Genomic DNA, 15,780 nt, shown 5'->3' on the forward strand with positions numbered 1-15,780 from the left:
TTCAGCGCTGTCGGTCGGGGGCATGGTCAGCTCAAGTCACCCCGCCGCGAGTTTCGCGGGCGCCCGGGTGTTGTCGGCAGGCGGCAACGCCATCGACGCGACCCTGGCCATGGCGGCCATCACGTGGCTCACGCTGCCGGGACAGTGCGGGATCGGCGGCGACGCCTTCGCGGTGGTACGCGAACCCGACGGACGCGTGTGGACCATCGGCGGCTCGGGTTTCGGCCCCGACGGAGCAACCACGCAGTTCTACCTGGACCGCGGGATGGCGGCCATCCCGTTGGACGGCGCACTCGGCGTGACGGTGCCCGGCGCGCCCGCCGCGCTGGCGGCCATGCATGCGCACGGCGCGACCATCGCGCTCAGCGAGTTGTGGGAGCCCGCGGCGCGGCTCGCCGACACCGGCCCACCGTGTTCGGCGAAGACGGCCGCCGACGTCGACGAGGCACTCGCGGCGATCCGCGCCGACAGCGGGCTGGCCGCGGTGTACGCACCGACCGGAGAACCGGTGCGCATCGGCGATCGTGTCGGCCAACCGGATCTCGCGCGCACCATCCGCCGGATCGCGCGCGATCCCGGCGACTTCTACACCGGCGAGTTCGCACAGCGTGCGCTCGAGACGCTGACCGCGGCCGGCGCCCCGTTCAGCGGTGACGAATGGGCCGCCGGGGCGGTGGCCGTGCCCGAGCCCGCGATCACCGGCCGCTACGCAGGCGCCACCATCCACCAGACGCCGTTGCCGACACCCGGCTGGATGGTGCTGCAACAAGCCGCGTTGTGTGATGGTGCCGTCGGATTCGCGCCGTGGCTCAGCGCCGAGGCCATCGACCGCATGGCCCGCGCGGCGCGGGCCGCGTTCGAGGACCGTTTCGCGCTCTGCGGCAGCGACACGTCCGGAGCACGAGATGTGTTGGAAACCAGCAGGATCCAAGCGCAGCGGAACGAGTTGTCCGGTGCGCGCCAGCTCGCGTTCCAGGTACGAGGCGGGGACACGACCTGTACGGTCGCCGTCGACTCCGAAGGCCGCGCGGTGACGTTCATCCACTCGCTCGGCTACACGTTCGGCGCCAAGCTGACGGTGCCGGGCACCGGGGTGGTGCTCAACAACCGGTTGGGCCGCGGCGCATACCTGATCCCCGGCCACCCGAACGAGCTTGCGCCGCGGCGCAAACCGCTGCACACGCTCAACGCCTGGATCGCCACCGGTGACGACGGCGAGCTGCTCGCGCTCGGCAGCATCCCGGGCGGCGACGGCCAGGTGCAGTGGAACATGCAGCTGATCTCCCACGTGTTCGACCACGGTCTCGACCCGGCGGCCGCCGTGTCCGCGCCGCGGTTCACGGTGTACCCCGGCTCCGACGCCGACGTGATCGGCCACCCCGCCGAACTGCGCGTCGAGGCGCGGATCCCCGACGAAACACGAAGCCGGCTCGAGCAACTCGGACACCGCGTCGTCGTCCAGCCGGCCTACGGTGCCGGCGGCAGCGCGCAGGTGATCTGCCGCGACGAACGCGGAGTTCTCAGCGGCGCCGCCGACCCCCGGCAGGAAGGCGTGGCAATCGGTGTCGACTGACCGGGTTACCGCGCCGGCCCCGCAGGGCGACTACGTACCGGCCGTGCAGCACGACGGCGTCATCTACACCGCGGGCATGACGCCACGGCGCGACGGCGTACTGATCCTGACCGGTGTGGTCGGTGCGACCGTGACCGCCGAACAAGCCCGCGCCGCGGCCGGCGTGGCGGCCGGCAACGCGCTGGCCGCGGTGCGTTCGCAGGCGCCGCCCGATGCGGGCATCCGCTGTCTGCGGATGACGGTCTACATCGCATGCGCGCCGACGTTTCACGAACTGTCGGCGGTGGCGGACGGTGCGTCGGCGGCGATCCGCGACGCGATCGGAGAGGCCGCACTGCCCGCCCGCGCGGCCATCGGCGTGCAAACCCTGCCGTCCGGTGCGCCGGTCGAGGTCGACCTGATCGCCGCGGTCAGTTGAGATGGGGCCGGGCCATGTTGCACAGCGCGCCGGCGCGATGGCTGTGCAGGTTCACATGGTCGCGGTCGGGTCAATCGACCACAATCACGAAACCCCTTGAGCACCATCGTGGTATGTCAATTGCAGACAGTTAGATCAGCCTAACGGATTGGATGGTGGCGCCCTTGTCCGCAGCCCATTGGGTCTACCTGGTCGGCCTCGTCGTACTGATCGGGACCGTGGTGGCCAAGAAGAACGTCATCGCCCCGGCCATCATCGCCACGTTCCTCACCGGCCTCGCCTATCAGGGCAGTTTCACCATGGGGCTCGGGGCCGTGTTCAACGCCGCGATCGCCGGAACCCGGGAGCTGCTGCCGATTTTCATCATCATCGCCCTGGTCACCGCGATGCTCGGGGCGATGCGGGCGCTCGGCGCCGACACCGTCATGATCCGGCCGTTGAGCGGGCTGTTCCGCAACGGGCACCTGTCCTACGTCCTGCTCGCGGTCGTGACATTCCTGCTATCGCTGGCATTTTGGCCCACTCCGGTGCTCCCGCTGATCGCCGCGATCCTGTTGCCCGCCGCGGTGCGGGCAGGTCTGCCGCCGCTCGGCGCGGCGCTCGCCATCGCGATCGCCGGCCAGGGCATGGCGCTCAGCTCCGACTACATCATGGGTGTCGCACCCGCGCTGTCGGCCGAGGGGGCGGATGTGCCCGCCAGGCTGATCGCCGACCGCGCGACCATCATCGCGTTGATCGCCGGTGCGGTGGCGCTGGCGATCGCCTACCTGCGCGATGTCCGCACGAAGATGCTCGATGCCGCGGCCGCCGAACAGGTGGAACTGCCGGTGTCCGACGGTGGCGGCGGTGCGCCGCGTCCGTCCGGCGGCACGGCACCCGCAGGCGGTGGCGCGACGCAGAGCGCCGTCGCGACGCTGACCGCGCCGGCCGACACCGCCGCGCCCACACCCCGGTCACCGAAGGCGCTGTTGATCGCCGTCGCGGTACCCGCACTGTTCGCCGGGCTGCTGGTGTTCATGCTGCTCGGCCGGTTCACCACCATCGTGCCCGACATCGACGAAGGGCTGGGCGCACCGCTCGTCGGCGGTACGGCTGCGTTGGCCCTTGTCGCAATCTCGTTGCTGGCCAACCGAAAAGGGTGGCTCGAGGACGTCGGCGGGCATTTCACCGAGGGCATCGCGTTCTCGTTCCGCACCATGGGCATGGTGATCCCGGTGGCCGGATTCGTCTACATCGGGCTGGCCGACTACTCCGCGGGAATCCTCGGTCTGTCCGAGGACGCGCAGGCACCGGCGTTCCTGTTCGATGCGGTCGGCGCGGTACAGCCGCACATCCCGCAGGTGCCCGTGTTCGCCGCTTTCGCAATGTTGTTCGTCGGCATGCTGATCGGGCTGGACGGCAACGGCTGGCCGGGCCTGCCGTTCACCGGATCCCTCGCCGGCACGCTCGGCGACAGCACGACCGATGTCGCGACGCTTGCCGCGATCGCGCAGAACGGCGCGAGTTGGACCGGCGGCGGCACGCTGGTGATCTGGTCGTCGCTCATCGTCGTCGCCGGCCTGACCGGGGTGTCGGTGGTGGACCTCGCGCGACGGCTGTTCATCCCGGTGGTCACCGGGTTGGTGGTGGCGACCGCGATCGCGACGGCGGTGCTGATGTGAGCCGCAGTCTGGCGGCTCCGGGCCGCACCGTCGTCGACACCGCCGCGCTGGTCCGCTCGGGTGAGCTGGCCGCCGTCACGGTCGTGGCCGAGGCGCTGCACCGGATCGAATCCGTCGACGGCGTGCTCGGCGCCTTCGTCCATGTCGACGCCGAACGTGCCCTCGACAGGGCGCGCGCGGTGGACGAGATGGTGGCCCGCGGCGCCGATCCCGGCCCGCTGGCCGGTGTCCCGTTGGGCGTCAAGGAACTTCACCCGGTGCAGGGCTGGCCGTACGCGATGGGCAGCACGCTCTACGCCGACCGCATCGCCGATCACACCTGCACGCTGGTCGCGCGGGCCGTCGAAGCCGGCGCCGTGCCGCTCGGCCTCACCGCGTCACCGGAATTCGGACGCGCGTCCTTCACCGCATCCGCATTGCACGGCGTGACGCGCAATCCGTGGAATCCCGAACTCACCCCGGGCGGTTCGAGTGGTGGTTCGGCGGCCGCGGTGGCCGCGGGGATGGTGCCGATCGCCACCGGCACCGACGGCGCCGGCTCGCTGCGCATCCCGGCGTCGTACTGCGGCCTGGTGGGCTTCAAAGGCACCTACGGCCTGGTGCCCCGGGGGCCCCGGCACCGCGGTGTCGCCGACAACGACCACTACGGCGCACTGACCCGAACCGTGCGCGACACCGCTCGATTCCTGGACTCCGTATGCGGCGTCGATCCCTATGACCGCGCCTCGCTGCCTGCACCGGTCCGCTTCGAGGACAACTTGGACGCCGATCTGCGCGGACTGCGCGTGGCGTTCACGACAGATCTCGGCAACGCGCCGTGCGATCCGCACGTGGCCGAGGCGGTGCAGACCGCCGCCGAGAAGTTCATCGCCGCGACCGGCGCGCAACGCGTCGCGGCCGACCTTCGGATCGACGACCGGTGCGGCGCGGCGTTCCGGACGCTGTCGGCCCCAGACGTGTATGCCCAGCTGCGCGACGTGTCAGCCGGTGCAACCGTGCACCCCACGCTGCGCGGCTACCTCGACGCGGCCGCCGGCCTCGACGCCGACGCGCTCGCCGACGCGCACGAGGCGCGGGCGCTCCTGGTCGCGACCGTCGCCGAGGCCTTCGAACGGTTCGATCTGCTGCTCACGCCGGCGACCCAGGTGCCGGCATTCGCCGCGCAGGGCCCGATGCCCACGGAAATCGCCGGTCAGCCCGTCAACCACTGGGGCGCGCTCGCCGTCACATTCCCGTTCAACCTGACCGGGCAGCCCGCCGTCTCGGTGCCTGCCGGTAGGGTCGGCGGTGCACCGGTCGGGCTGCAGATCGTCGGACGCCGGCACGCTGACCTGCTGGTTCTGGCAGCCGCCGCGGCGATGGAGGACATTGCGCGCTGATCGCCCAGCGTGCGCGCACGCCCGTCGAAAACGGGGCGCGGCGGCCGCTGGACCCGCATGCTCGGCGTGCGAAGTGCGACGATTTGGTGCATTCGGCGTGCTCACCTAGTATGTAGGGGTTGCCTTGGGCAGACCTCGGCTGGCCGCTGTTCTGATCCACAGTTCCGGTTAGCCCCGCGTGCCCTTGGGTGACAAAGACCGCGCACGTCCAGGTCGGTATCTGGCGTGCATACAAAACCAGGTCAGGAGATCGAGTGATTCAGCAGGAATCGCGGTTGAAGGTCGCCGACAACACGGGCGCCAAGGAGATCTTGTGCATCCGCGTGCTCGGTGGCTCGTCGCGGCGCTACGCCGGCATCGGTGATGTCATCGTCGCGACTGTCAAGGACGCCATCCCCGGCGGCAACGTCAAGCGTGGCGATGTCGTCAAGGCCGTCGTGGTGCGCACCGTCAAGGAGCGCCGCCGCGCCGACGGCAGCTACATCAAGTTCGACGAGAACGCGGCCGTCATCATCAAGAACGACAACGACCCCCGCGGTACCCGCATCTTCGGGCCGGTCGGTCGCGAACTGCGCGAGAAGCGCTTCATGAAGATCGTCTCGCTGGCCCCGGAGGTGCTGTAAATGAAGGTGCACAAGGGTGACACCGTGCTGGTGGTCTCGGGCAAGGACAAGGGTGCCAAGGGCAAGGTCCTGGTGGCCTACCCCGAGCGCAACAAGGTGCTCGTCGAGGGCGTGAACCGCATCAAGAAGCACACCGCGCAGTCGGCCAACGAACGCGGCGCATCGTCGGGTGGCATCGTCACCCAGGAGGCGCCCATCCACGTGTCCAACGTGATGGTGGTGGATTCCGACGGCAACCCGACCCGCATCGGCTACCGCGTCGATGAGGAGAGCGGCAAGAAGGTCCGCGTCTCCAAGCGCAATGGCAAGGACATCTGAGATGACCACTGTTGAGAAGACCCAGCCGCGGCTGAAGGCTCGCTACCGCGAGGAGATCCGCGAAGAACTGCAGAAGCAGTTCGAGTACGCCAACGTCATGCAGATCCCCGGTGTGGTCAAGGTCGTCGTGAACATGGGTGTCGGTGACGCCGCCCGCGACGCCAAGCTGATCAACGGTGCGGTCAACGACCTCGCGCTGATCACCGGCCAGAAGCCGGAGATCCGCCGGGCCCGCAAGTCGATCGCCCAGTTCAAGCTGCGCGAGGGAATGCCCATCGGTGCCCGCGTGACCCTGCGCGGCGACCGGATGTGGGAGTTCCTCGACCGGCTCATCTCGATCGCGCTGCCCCGTATCCGCGACTTCCGCGGTCTGAGCGCCAAGCAGTTCGACGGCACCGGTAACTACACCTTCGGGCTGAACGAGCAGTCGATGTTCCACGAGATCGACGTGGACAGCATCGACCGGGCCCGCGGCATGGACATCACCGTCGTCACGTCGGCGACGAACGACGACGAAGGCCGCGCGCTGCTGCGGGCGCTGGGCTTCCCGTTCAAGGAGAACTGAGTAGATGGCAAAGAAGGCGCTGGTCCACAAGGCCAACAAGAAGCCCAAGTTCGCGGTGCGCGCGTACACGCGTTGCCAGCGGTGCGGTCGCCCGCACGCCGTATTCCGCAAGTTCGGGCTGTGCCGTATCTGCCTGCGCGAGATGGCGCACGCGGGTGAATTGCCCGGCGTGCAGAAGTCCAGCTGGTAACAGACCCAATCCAACAGGTTGCGGCAGGCCTCCCCAAGTGATTGGGCCAGGGGGAACCGCCGCGAGAAAGGTGAGCCGGTTGTCATGACGATGACTGACCCGATCGCAGACTTCTTGACACGTCTGCGCAACGCCAATTCGGCGTACCACGACGAGGTGACCCTGCCTCACTCGAAGATCAAGGCGAACATCGCCGAGATTCTCAAGAAAGAGGGCTACATCAACGACTACCGCACCGAGGATGCTCGCGTCGGCAAGTCGCTGATCGTTTCGCTGAAGTACGGCCCGAGCCGTGAGCGCAGCATCGCGGGCCTGCGCCGGGTGTCCAAGCCCGGCCTGCGGGTCTACGCGAAATCCACCAATCTGCCGCGCGTGCTCGGCGGCCTGGGCGTGGCGATCATCTCCACGTCTTCGGGTCTGCTCACCGACCGCCAGGCAGCACGACAGGGCGTGGGCGGCGAAGTCCTCGCTTACGTGTGGTGAGGGGGTAGGAAACATGTCGCGTATTGGTAAGCAGCCGGTTCCGGTTCCCGCCGGGGTCGACGTACAGATCGACGGACAGAACGTGTCGGTCAAGGGACCCAAGGGCACGCTCGCCCTTGACATCGCCGAGCCGATCACGGTTTCGCGCAACGACGACGGCGCCATCGTGGTGGCCCGCCCCGACGACGAGCGGCGCAGCCGTTCGCTACACGGGCTGTCCCGCACGCTGGTGGCCAACCTGGTCACCGGTGTGACCGAGGGCTACACCACCAAGATGGAGATCTTCGGGGTCGGCTACCGCGTGGTCGCCAAGGGCAGCAACCTCGAGTTCGCGCTCGGCTACAGCCATCCCGTTCTGATCGAGGCGCCCGAGGGCATCACCTTCGCGGTCGAGACGCCGACGAAGTTCTCGGTCTCGGGTATCGACAAGCAGAAGGTCGGCCAGATCTCGGCGGTCATCCGTCGCCTGCGTCGCCCGGACCCGTACAAGGGCAAGGGCATTCGCTACGAGGGTGAGCAGATCCGCCGCAAGGTCGGAAAGACAGGTAAGTAACCATGGCTACCAAAACTGAAGGCACAGCTGCCGCTCAGCGTAAGCCGGTGGGGCAGAACATCTCCGAGACCCGACGGAACGCGCGGCTGCGTCGCCACGCGCGCCTGCGCAAGAAGGTCGCCGGCACCGCCGAGACCCCGCGTCTGGTGGTCAACCGTTCGGCTCGCCACATCCACGTCCAGCTGGTCAACGACCTCGAGGGCACGACGCTGGCCGCGGCCTCGTCGATCGAGGCCGATGTGCGCGCCGTCGACGGCGACAAGAAGGCGCACAGCGTTCGGGTCGGTCAGCTGATCGCCGAGCGCGCCAAGGCTGCCGGTGTCGACACCGTGGTGTTCGACCGTGGTGGCTACACCTACGGCGGCCGGATCGCTGCGTTGGCTGACGCCGCGCGTGAGGCGGGCCTGAAATTCTGATGACTGTCAACGAGAGGACTGCATGATGGCCGAGCAGGCAGGTGCCGCTCAGGCATCGGAGGGCCGTGGCGGCCGCGGTCGCCGCGACGACCGCGGTGGCCGTGGTGGCCGCGACAGCGGTGAGAAGAGCAACTACATCGAACGCGTGGTGTCGATCAACCGCGTGTCCAAGGTCGTCAAGGGCGGTCGCCGGTTCAGCTTCACCGCGCTGGTGATCGTCGGTGACGGCAAGGGCATGGTCGGCGTCGGCTACGGCAAGGCCAAGGAAGTTCCGGCCGCCATCGCCAAGGGTGTCGAAGAGGCTCGCAAGAACTTCTTCCGCGTTCCGCTGATCGGCGGCACCGTCACGCACCCGGTTCAGGGCGAGGCCGCTGCCGGTGTCGTGATGTTGCGTCCGGCCAGCCCCGGTACCGGTGTGATCGCCGGCGGCGCGTGCCGCGCGGTGCTGGAATGCGCAGGCGTGCACGACGTCCTGGCCAAGTCGCTGGGCAGTGACAACGCGATCAACGTGGTGCATGCCACCGTTGCCGCGCTCAAGCTGCTGCAGCGTCCGGAGGAGGTGGCGGCCCGTCGCGGTCTGCCCATCGAGGATGTTGCGCCGGCCGGCATGCTCAAGGCCCGGCGTGAGAGCGAAGCGCTGGCCGCCGCGGCAGCGCGTGAAGGATCGGCATAACCATGGCAGAGCTCAAGATCACCCAGGTGCGCAGCACCATCGGTGCGCGCTGGAAGCAGCGGGAGACCCTGCGGACGCTGGGCCTCAAGAAGATCCGCCAATCGGTGGTGCGTGAGGACAACGCCCAGACTCGGGGTCTCATCAAGACCGTTCACCACCTCGTAGATGTTGAGGAGGTTTAGGACAGATGAGCGTTATCAAACTTCACGACCTGAAGCCGGCTGCCGGCTCCAAGACCGCCAAGACCCGTGTGGGTCGCGGTGAGGGCTCCAAGGGCAAGACCGCAGGCCGTGGTACCAAGGGCACCAAGGCCCGCAAGAACGTCCCCGTGACGTTCGAGGGTGGCCAGATGCCGATCCACATGCGGCTGCCGAAGCTCAAGGGCTTCAAGAACCGCTTCCGCACCGAGTACGAGGTCGTCAATGTCGGCGACATCAGCAAGGCCTTCCCCGAGGGTGGCACGGTTGGTGTCGACGAGCTGGTGGCCAAGGGCCTGGTTCGCAAGAACACCCTGGTGAAGGTCCTCGGCGACGGCAAGCTGACCGTCAAGGTCGACGTCACCGCCAACAAGTTCAGCGGTAGCGCCCGCGAGGCGATCACCGCCGCCGGTGGTTCGGTCACCGAGCTGTAGTTTTTCCTGCGCGAGCAGACGCGAAAGCACCCCAAATCAACGGATTTGGGGTGCTTTCGCGTCTGCTCGCGAGGTTGCTCACCGACACAACGTTCAAGCCGGCTCACCTCAGTCGCGGGATGACCTCGGCGGCAAGGCGTTCCATCTGCTCGCGGTCCTCGGCGACGGTGGCGCCGGTCGCGGCGTCGATCACGTCCTGTAGTTCGAGTCGCAGCGAATCGTGCCGCGAGGTGACCAGGACCGCCACTCCCAGCCGCACGGAACTGCGGATCGGTAGGCTCGTGCCATGTTGGACTTTCTTCCTGGACTTCCCGGCCCGGACGAGCTGCGGGCACTCGTACGCCGCGTCGACACCGCGCGTCACAACGGGGTGCCCAGCGGCTGCGTGCTGGAGCTCGACCTGCTGTCGGTGCCGCCGGAGACCGTCGGATTCGATCCGTTCGCGATGATCGCGAGCGGCGGACGGCCCCTGGTGCTGCGCCAGGCCGTCGCGGCCATCCACCGCGCGGCCGAAGACGACCGGGTGGCCGGGTTGATCGCGCGCGTGCAGATCCCGGCCGCCGCAGCCGGTCCGGTGCAGGAACTGCGGGATGCGATCGCCGCGTTCGGCGCGGTGAAGCCGACGCTGGCCTGGGCCGAAACCTATCCGGGCACCCTGTCGTACTACCTGGCATCGGCATTCCGCGAGGTGTGGATGCAGCCGTCGGGAACCGTCGGGCTCGTCGGCTTCGCGACAAGCGCGATGTTCCTGCGCGACGCGCTGGACAAGGCCGGCATCGAGGCACAGTTCGTTGCCCGCGGCGAATACAAGTCAGCGGCAAACCTTTTCACGCAGGACCGCTACACCGATGCCCACCGCGAGGCCGACAGTCGGCTGATCGAGAGCCTGCAGGGCCAGGTCTGGCAGGCCGTCGCCGAGTCACGCAATCTCGAACCCGAGGCGATCAACGCGCTCGCCGACCAGGCTCCGCTGCTGCGTGACGCCGCGGTGACCGGCGGCCTGGTCGATCGCATCGGCTTTCGCGATGAGGCGTACGCCCGTATCGGCGAGTTGTCGGGTGGGCCGCAGAACGTCGAGGCCGACGACGAAGATGCACCGCCGCGGCTGTATCTGTCGCGCTATGCGCGGGCGACGGCACCGAAACCTGCTCCGCCGCTTCCGCAATTGCCGGGCCGCAAGGCCAAACCGACCATCGCCGTGGTGACCCTGCACGGCCCCATCGTCAGCGGGCGAGGTGGCCCGCAGATGCTGCCGTTCGGGAACTCGAGTGCCGGTGGCGACACCATCGCGGCGGCGCTGCGCGAGGCGGCCGCAGACGACGACGTGTCGGCGATCGTGTTGCGGGTGGACAGCCCCGGTGGATCGGTCACAGGCTCGGAAACCATTTGGCGCGAAGTGATTCGGACGCGCGACTCCGGCAAGCCGGTGGTGGCCTCGATGGGTGCGGTTGCCGCATCGGGTGGCTACTACGTGTCGATGGGCGCCAACGAGATCGTCGCCAACGCGGGAACCATCACGGGCTCGATCGGCGTGGTCACCGGAAAGTTGATCTCCCGTGAGCTCAAAGACAAGCTCGGGGTGGGCTCAGACGGCGTGCGTACCAACGCGAATGCCGATGCGTGGTCGACCAACGCGCCGTTCACCGATGAGCAGCACGCGCAGGTCGAGGCCGAGGCCGACCTGTTCTACACCGACTTCATCGAGCGGGTCGCCCACGGCCGCAACCTTTCGGTCGAGGCGGTCGACGCGGTTGCGCGTGGCCGGGTGTGGACGGGGGCGGATGCCAAGGAACACGGGCTGGTCGACGAACTCGGCGGACTTCGCGCCGCGGTCACGCGCGCCAAGGTGCTGGCCGGGCTGGAGCCGGACACCGAGGTGCGGGTGGTGAGCTTCCCGGGCACATCGTGGCTGGACATGTTGCGGCCCAAGCCCTCGTCCCAGCCGGCGGCGGCCTCGTTGCCGCAGGCCCTTGGTGCGTTGCTGGGACAGTCGGTGGCTGGTGTGCTCGATCACGCCGAGCGGTCGGTTACCGGGGTCAGCGCGCTGTGGGTGGGGGATTACCGGTTCTGACCGCGCGCCTATGCGACTCGAACCCGAGTTGTCGATGCGCCCGGCTATGAGCGACAAAGTCGCTGAAATCGCCTCTGCCGCAACATTGGTCACAGAGGTGCCACGCTCTGAGTCGCATGTGTCCGTGTGGCACCACCGGTCACGCTGGTTCCGTAATCTGACCTGCCCGCCTTGTAGCGACATTGTCGCTGGCAAGGTGGGTTGAATACGGACCCGCAATCGACGCCTTGACGTGGGATATCGGTGGGCGGATGGCCCACATTCGAAATGTTCCGCGTATGAAGCGCGGTGGCGGTCCGAAGCCGATTTTCCGCCACAGCGCTGAACGCAGCGATACTGGCGTGGATTGCGTTGCCCCGAAGTCGGAAGTCGCGCACCGTTGCCCGCCTTGGCGAGCGACATTGTCGCTGTAACGCGGGCAGCCGAAATCGCGTTGCCGGCGTGACCGTTGAGGCAAGAGTAGCTTTGCGTGACTCGCGGCTTGGTGCAGGTGTGACGAGCGTTGCCCGCGAGGCGATTTCAGCGACATTGTCGCTCATAGCCGGGCGCAACGACTACGTGCTGTACCTGCTCAGCCGAATGTCCCGCTCACATAGACGATTTCGCCCAGTGGATCGTCCTCGCCGAGGTCAGGCACCGGCAGGCCGTAGCGCGTGAACAGCTCCGACCGCGGCACGGAATTCATCTGCCAGCCCTTGCCGGCGAGATAGTCTGCCGCGGAATGCCGTTCACCGTGGTAGATGAGTGACGGCATGTCGAGGTTCAGCCCGAACTGACTGAACGTCGCGGTTGCCTCGCGCGCCTTCTCCTCATCGAAATCCTTCAAGGCGGGCACGAACTCGGTGGCGACCGAGCTACCGGGTGCGCTGAGCTCGGCGATGTTGTCGAACAGCCGGTCCTGCGCGTCCGGCGGCAGATAGATCAGCAGACCCTCCGCACACCACGCGGTCGGAGCCGACGGGTCGAATCCGGCGGCGCGCAGTGCGGCGGGCCAGTCCTCACGCAGGTCGATCGGCACGGTGTGCCGCTCGGCCGCGGGTTCGGCGCCCAGCCCGGCAAGCGTCCGGGTCTTGAACTCGATGACGTCGGGCTGGTCGATCTCAAAGACCACGGTGCCAGCCGGCCAGGGCAACCGGTAGGCCCGCGAGTCCAGGCCCGACGCGAGGATCACCGCCTGGCGGATACCGCCTTCCGTCGACGCGACGAAGAAGTCGTCGAAAAACTTTGTCCGGACGGCCATCTCGTCGATGTTCGCGCGGACGCGCGCGGCGGCGTCGGGCACAACGGCCTCGATGTCGAGCGTGCCGTCGACCATCGCGGTGAACGCGTCGATGCCCACAGCGCGCACCAGCGGTGCCGCGAACGGGTCATCGATCAGCCCGCGCGGATCCTGGCTGGCGATGGCGCGCCCGGCGGCGACCATCGTCGCGGTGGCGCCGACGCTGGACGCCAGATCCCAGGTGTCGTTGTCGCTGCGTGCCATCAATTCCTCACTTGAACTGAGCCGACAGGTAACCCGAGTCACCGGCGAGTTCGGCCAGGTCCTCGGGGAGTTCGAAGCCGTTCCCAGCGTAGGCGTCGCGCGTGGACTCCACCGTCACCCGCCAGCCGTGTGAGCTCAGATAGTCGCGGGCCGTGTGGCGCTCGCCCGAATAGAACAGGTCCTTCAGGTCGACTTCGGACCCGACGCGCTTCGACCACTCGCTGACCTTCTTGGTCCATTCCTCGGACAGCATGTTCATGTCCATGTGCTCGGTGGCCAGCCGGCTGCCCGGAGCCGACAGTGCGGTGATGTTGTCGAAGAGCCGGTCCTGGGCGTCTGGCGGCAGATAGATCAGTAGCCCTTCGGCGATCCAGGCGGTCGGGGCGGACGGATCGAAGCCCGCGGCGCGCAGCGCGGCAGGCCAGTCGTCCCGCAGGTCGATGGCGACCGCGCGACGTTCGGCACCCGGTTCGGCGCCCAGCTTGGCCAGGGTCTGGCTCTTGAACTCGATGACTTCGGGCTGATCCACCTCGAACACCACGCTGCCCGGCGACCAGTTCAGCCGGTAGGCGCGGGTGTCGAGCCCGGAAGCCAGGATGACCGCCTGCCGGATGCCTGCCGCACCGGCTGCCGAGAAGAAGTCGTCGAAAAACCGGGTGCGCACGGCGATCTGCTCACACATGCGCTGCCGGTCGAGCATCTGGTCGCCTGCGACGCACAACTCGCCGTTGGCGAGCTTGATGAAATGTTCCAGACCCACCGCGTTGACGAGCGCATCGGCGTACGGGTCGTTGATGAGCGGGTCAGGCTGTTTGGTCGCCAGCGCACGGGACGCGGCGACGCCGGTAGCGGTCGAGCCGACGCTGCTTGCCAGATCCCACGTGTCGCCATCGGTGCGTGCCATCGGATTCCTACTTTCGTATCGCGGTTACCGCCAACGAACTACGCATCGGTGCGTTGTCGTCGGTGTCGGGAAATGTGCGGCCGTAGTCGGCGAACATCTCGGTCCGGGGACGCGTCGTCACCTGCCAGCCGTGCTGCGTCAGGTACCCGTCCACCGGGCTGCGATCGCCGTCGTACCAGAGGTCGGACAGGTCGATGTCCAGGCCGTGCTCGCGCCAGCGTTGGCTCATGGCCTGGCCGCGCTCCCGGAAAGTCGCCCCGACATCGAGGTGGAACTCGGTGGCGAGCCGGCTGCCAGGGGCGCTCAATGCGGTGATGTTGTCGAAGAGCCGGTCCTGGGCCTCGGGCGGCAGGTAGATCAACAGCCCTTCGGCGATCCAGGCCGTCGGGACGGACGGATCGAAGCCGGCGGCGCGCAGAGCCGCAGGCCAGTCGTCCCGCAGATCCACCGCAACCGCCCGGCGTTCGGCGCTCGGGGCGGCCCCGATGCCGGCCATGGTCGCCGACTTCGCCTCGATCACCTGAGGCTGGTCGATCTCGTAGACGACGGTACCGGCGGGCCAGGCCAACCGGTAGGCGCGCGAGTCGAGACCGGAAGCGAGGATCACGGCCTGCCGGATGCCCGCCGCACCGGCCGCCGAGAAGAAGTCGTCGAAGAAGCGGGTGCGGACGGCCATGACCGAGATCATCATCTGCGCGGCCGCGGCGTCCTCACCGTCCAACTCGACGTCACCGTCGACCAGCTTGGTGAAGAAGTCCACGCCCACCGCACGGACCAGGGCAGCGGCATACGGATCGTCGATCAGAGGCTGCGGTTCCGCGCTGGCGAGGGCACGCGCCGCGGCGACCATGGTCGCCGTCGCACCCACGCTCGAGGCGAGGTCCCAGTTGTCGGTGTCGGAGCGCGCCATCGGGCGGTCCTACTTCTCGGCGCTGATGTAGACGACGGACGCGAACTGGGCATCGTCTTCGATCGGCGGCAGACCGGTGCGGACGAGGAGGTCGTTGGTGCTGATGCTCGTGGTGCGCCAGCCGTGCCCGTCCAGGTATGCCGTCACGTCGGCGCGATCGCCGAGGAACACCAGCTCGCTGAAATCGAGGTCGAACCCGTGGGCCTTCCACCGATCGGAGAAATCCTGCATCCGCGCGCGGATGGCTTCCTGATCCTCTGCCTTGGTGCTCGGGACGCCTTCGACACCGACGCGGCTGCCCGGCGCACTCAGCTCGGTGATCAGGTCGAGCAACCGGTCCTGGGCTTCTGGCGGCAGGTAGCCGAGAAGGCCTTCAGCGATCCAGGCGGTCGGTTTGGTTGAGTCGAATCCGGCCGCCCGCAGGGCCGCGGGCCAGTCGTAGCGCAGATCCTCGGCCACCGCGCGTCGGTCGGTGGTCGGGCCTGCGCCGAGTTCGGCGAGCGTGCGGGTCTTGAACTCGATCACCTGCGGTTGGTCGATCTCGAAGACCACGGTGCCGGCCGGCCACGGCAGCCGGTAGGCCCGCGAGTCCAACCCGGCGGCCAGGATCACGGCCTGCCGGATGCCTGCGCGCGAGGCGTCCAGGAAGAAGTCGTCGAAGAAGCGGGTGCGGGCGGCCATGCCGTTGGCGAACCGGGTGAGGCCGGTCGCGGCCTCCTCGTCGAGGTCTTCGACCTTGAAATCACCGTCCACGAGCTTGGTGAAGAAGTCGACGCCGACCGCGCGCACGAGCGGTCCTGCGTACGGGTCATCGATCACCGGATCTTCGGCGTTCGTCGCCATCGCCCGCGCGGCGGCAACCATCGTCGCGGTAGCTCCGACGCTCGATGCCAAATCCCAAGTATCGTTGTCCGTCCGCGCCATAACGT

The 15,780-nt window shown here is 68.1% G+C and carries 20 protein-coding genes; 15 read left to right on the top strand and 5 right to left on the bottom strand.

Annotated features, from left to right (window positions below; all coding sequences use genetic code 11):
* Positions 1-22: 22 nt before the first annotated feature.
* From AWC31_RS24705 to rplO, 14 genes are all read left to right on the top strand, one after another.
* A complete protein-coding gene (locus tag AWC31_RS24705; RefSeq protein WP_207626438.1) occupies positions 23-1,573 on the top strand; it encodes a gamma-glutamyltransferase family protein in 1,551 nt (516 codons plus the stop codon).
* On the top strand, positions 1,563-1,991 hold the full coding sequence (locus AWC31_RS24710; RefSeq protein ID WP_085146543.1) for a RidA family protein: 429 nt from the start codon (positions 1,563-1,565) through the stop codon (positions 1,989-1,991). Before AWC31_RS24705 ends, AWC31_RS24710 begins: the two co-directional genes overlap by 11 nt.
* Before the next feature lie 164 nt (positions 1,992-2,155).
* On the top strand, positions 2,156-3,652 hold the full coding sequence (locus AWC31_RS24715) for a hypothetical protein (RefSeq protein ID WP_085147292.1): 1,497 nt from the start codon (positions 2,156-2,158) through the stop codon (positions 3,650-3,652).
* Positions 3,649-5,031: an amidase gene (locus AWC31_RS24720; RefSeq protein WP_085146545.1), complete on the top strand. Its 1,383-nt coding sequence runs from the start codon at positions 3,649-3,651 to the stop codon at positions 5,029-5,031. Before AWC31_RS24715 ends, AWC31_RS24720 begins: the two co-directional genes overlap by 4 nt.
* 254 nt (positions 5,032-5,285) lie before the next feature.
* A complete protein-coding gene (gene rplN / locus AWC31_RS24725; RefSeq protein ID WP_014814254.1) occupies positions 5,286-5,654 on the top strand; it encodes a 50S ribosomal protein L14 in 369 nt (122 codons plus the stop codon).
* Positions 5,655-5,972 carry a 50S ribosomal protein L24 gene (rplX, locus tag AWC31_RS24730; RefSeq protein WP_067842241.1) on the top strand — a complete coding sequence of 106 codons (318 nt, stop codon included), beginning with the start codon at positions 5,655-5,657 and terminating at the stop codon, positions 5,970-5,972. It abuts the gene before it with no gap.
* 1 nt (position 5,973) lies between these two features.
* Positions 5,974-6,537: a 50S ribosomal protein L5 gene (rplE, locus tag AWC31_RS24735; RefSeq protein ID WP_067842243.1), complete on the top strand. Its 564-nt coding sequence runs from the start codon at positions 5,974-5,976 to the stop codon at positions 6,535-6,537.
* 4 nt (positions 6,538-6,541) lie between these two features.
* Positions 6,542-6,727: a type Z 30S ribosomal protein S14 gene (locus AWC31_RS24740; protein WP_064946110.1), complete on the top strand. Its 186-nt coding sequence runs from the start codon at positions 6,542-6,544 to the stop codon at positions 6,725-6,727.
* An 84-nt stretch (positions 6,728-6,811) separates the two neighbouring features.
* A complete protein-coding gene (rpsH, locus tag AWC31_RS24745) occupies positions 6,812-7,210 on the top strand; it encodes a 30S ribosomal protein S8 (protein ID WP_067842245.1) in 399 nt (132 codons plus the stop codon).
* Between the two features lie 13 nt (positions 7,211-7,223).
* Positions 7,224-7,763, top strand: a complete 540-nt coding sequence (rplF, locus tag AWC31_RS24750) for a 50S ribosomal protein L6 (protein ID WP_067842247.1) — start codon at positions 7,224-7,226, stop codon at positions 7,761-7,763.
* Between the two features lie 2 nt (positions 7,764-7,765).
* The gene (rplR, locus tag AWC31_RS24755; protein ID WP_067842248.1) at positions 7,766-8,179 is read left to right on the top strand and encodes a 50S ribosomal protein L18; all 414 of its coding nucleotides are present in this window, start codon (positions 7,766-7,768) and stop codon (positions 8,177-8,179) included.
* Positions 8,180-8,204: 25 nt separating this feature from the next.
* The gene (gene rpsE / locus AWC31_RS24760) at positions 8,205-8,852 is read left to right on the top strand and encodes a 30S ribosomal protein S5 (RefSeq protein ID WP_084356398.1); all 648 of its coding nucleotides are present in this window, start codon (positions 8,205-8,207) and stop codon (positions 8,850-8,852) included.
* 2 nt (positions 8,853-8,854) lie between these two features.
* A complete protein-coding gene (rpmD, locus tag AWC31_RS24765) occupies positions 8,855-9,034 on the top strand; it encodes a 50S ribosomal protein L30 (protein ID WP_067842254.1) in 180 nt (59 codons plus the stop codon).
* A 5-nt stretch (positions 9,035-9,039) separates the two neighbouring features.
* Positions 9,040-9,483, top strand: a complete 444-nt coding sequence (rplO, locus tag AWC31_RS24770) for a 50S ribosomal protein L15 (protein ID WP_067842257.1) — start codon at positions 9,040-9,042, stop codon at positions 9,481-9,483.
* Between the two features lie 103 nt (positions 9,484-9,586).
* Here rplO and AWC31_RS37520 read toward each other — a convergent pair whose 3' ends face one another.
* Positions 9,587-9,742, bottom strand: coding sequence for a hypothetical protein (locus AWC31_RS37520; protein WP_165766049.1), 156 nt, complete (start codon positions 9,740-9,742; stop codon positions 9,587-9,589).
* Between the two features lie 27 nt (positions 9,743-9,769).
* Between AWC31_RS37520 and sppA the strand changes: the two genes are divergently transcribed.
* Positions 9,770-11,554: a signal peptide peptidase SppA gene (gene sppA / locus AWC31_RS24775; protein WP_067842260.1), complete on the top strand. Its 1,785-nt coding sequence runs from the start codon at positions 9,770-9,772 to the stop codon at positions 11,552-11,554.
* A 571-nt stretch (positions 11,555-12,125) separates the two neighbouring features.
* Here the strand turns inward: sppA and AWC31_RS24780 are convergent.
* From AWC31_RS24780 to AWC31_RS24795, 4 genes are read right to left on the bottom strand one after another with little or no spacing between them, the layout of a single operon-like run.
* Complete coding sequence (locus AWC31_RS24780; protein ID WP_085146547.1) at positions 12,126-13,037, bottom strand: class I SAM-dependent methyltransferase; 912 nt, start codon at positions 13,035-13,037, stop codon at positions 12,126-12,128.
* A gap of 7 nt (positions 13,038-13,044) precedes the next feature.
* A complete protein-coding gene (locus AWC31_RS24785; RefSeq protein WP_085146549.1) occupies positions 13,045-13,941 on the bottom strand; it encodes a class I SAM-dependent methyltransferase in 897 nt (298 codons plus the stop codon).
* Between the two features lie 7 nt (positions 13,942-13,948).
* Positions 13,949-14,851: a class I SAM-dependent methyltransferase gene (locus AWC31_RS24790; RefSeq protein WP_085146551.1), complete on the bottom strand. Its 903-nt coding sequence runs from the start codon at positions 14,849-14,851 to the stop codon at positions 13,949-13,951.
* A gap of 9 nt (positions 14,852-14,860) precedes the next feature.
* Positions 14,861-15,775, bottom strand: a complete 915-nt coding sequence (locus AWC31_RS24795; RefSeq protein ID WP_067842270.1) for a class I SAM-dependent methyltransferase — start codon at positions 15,773-15,775, stop codon at positions 14,861-14,863.
* Positions 15,776-15,780 lie beyond the last annotated feature (5 nt).

It is taken from the genome of Mycolicibacterium wolinskyi (assembly GCF_002101965.1).
GTDB lineage: Bacteria > Actinomycetota > Actinomycetes > Mycobacteriales > Mycobacteriaceae > Mycobacterium > Mycobacterium wolinskyi.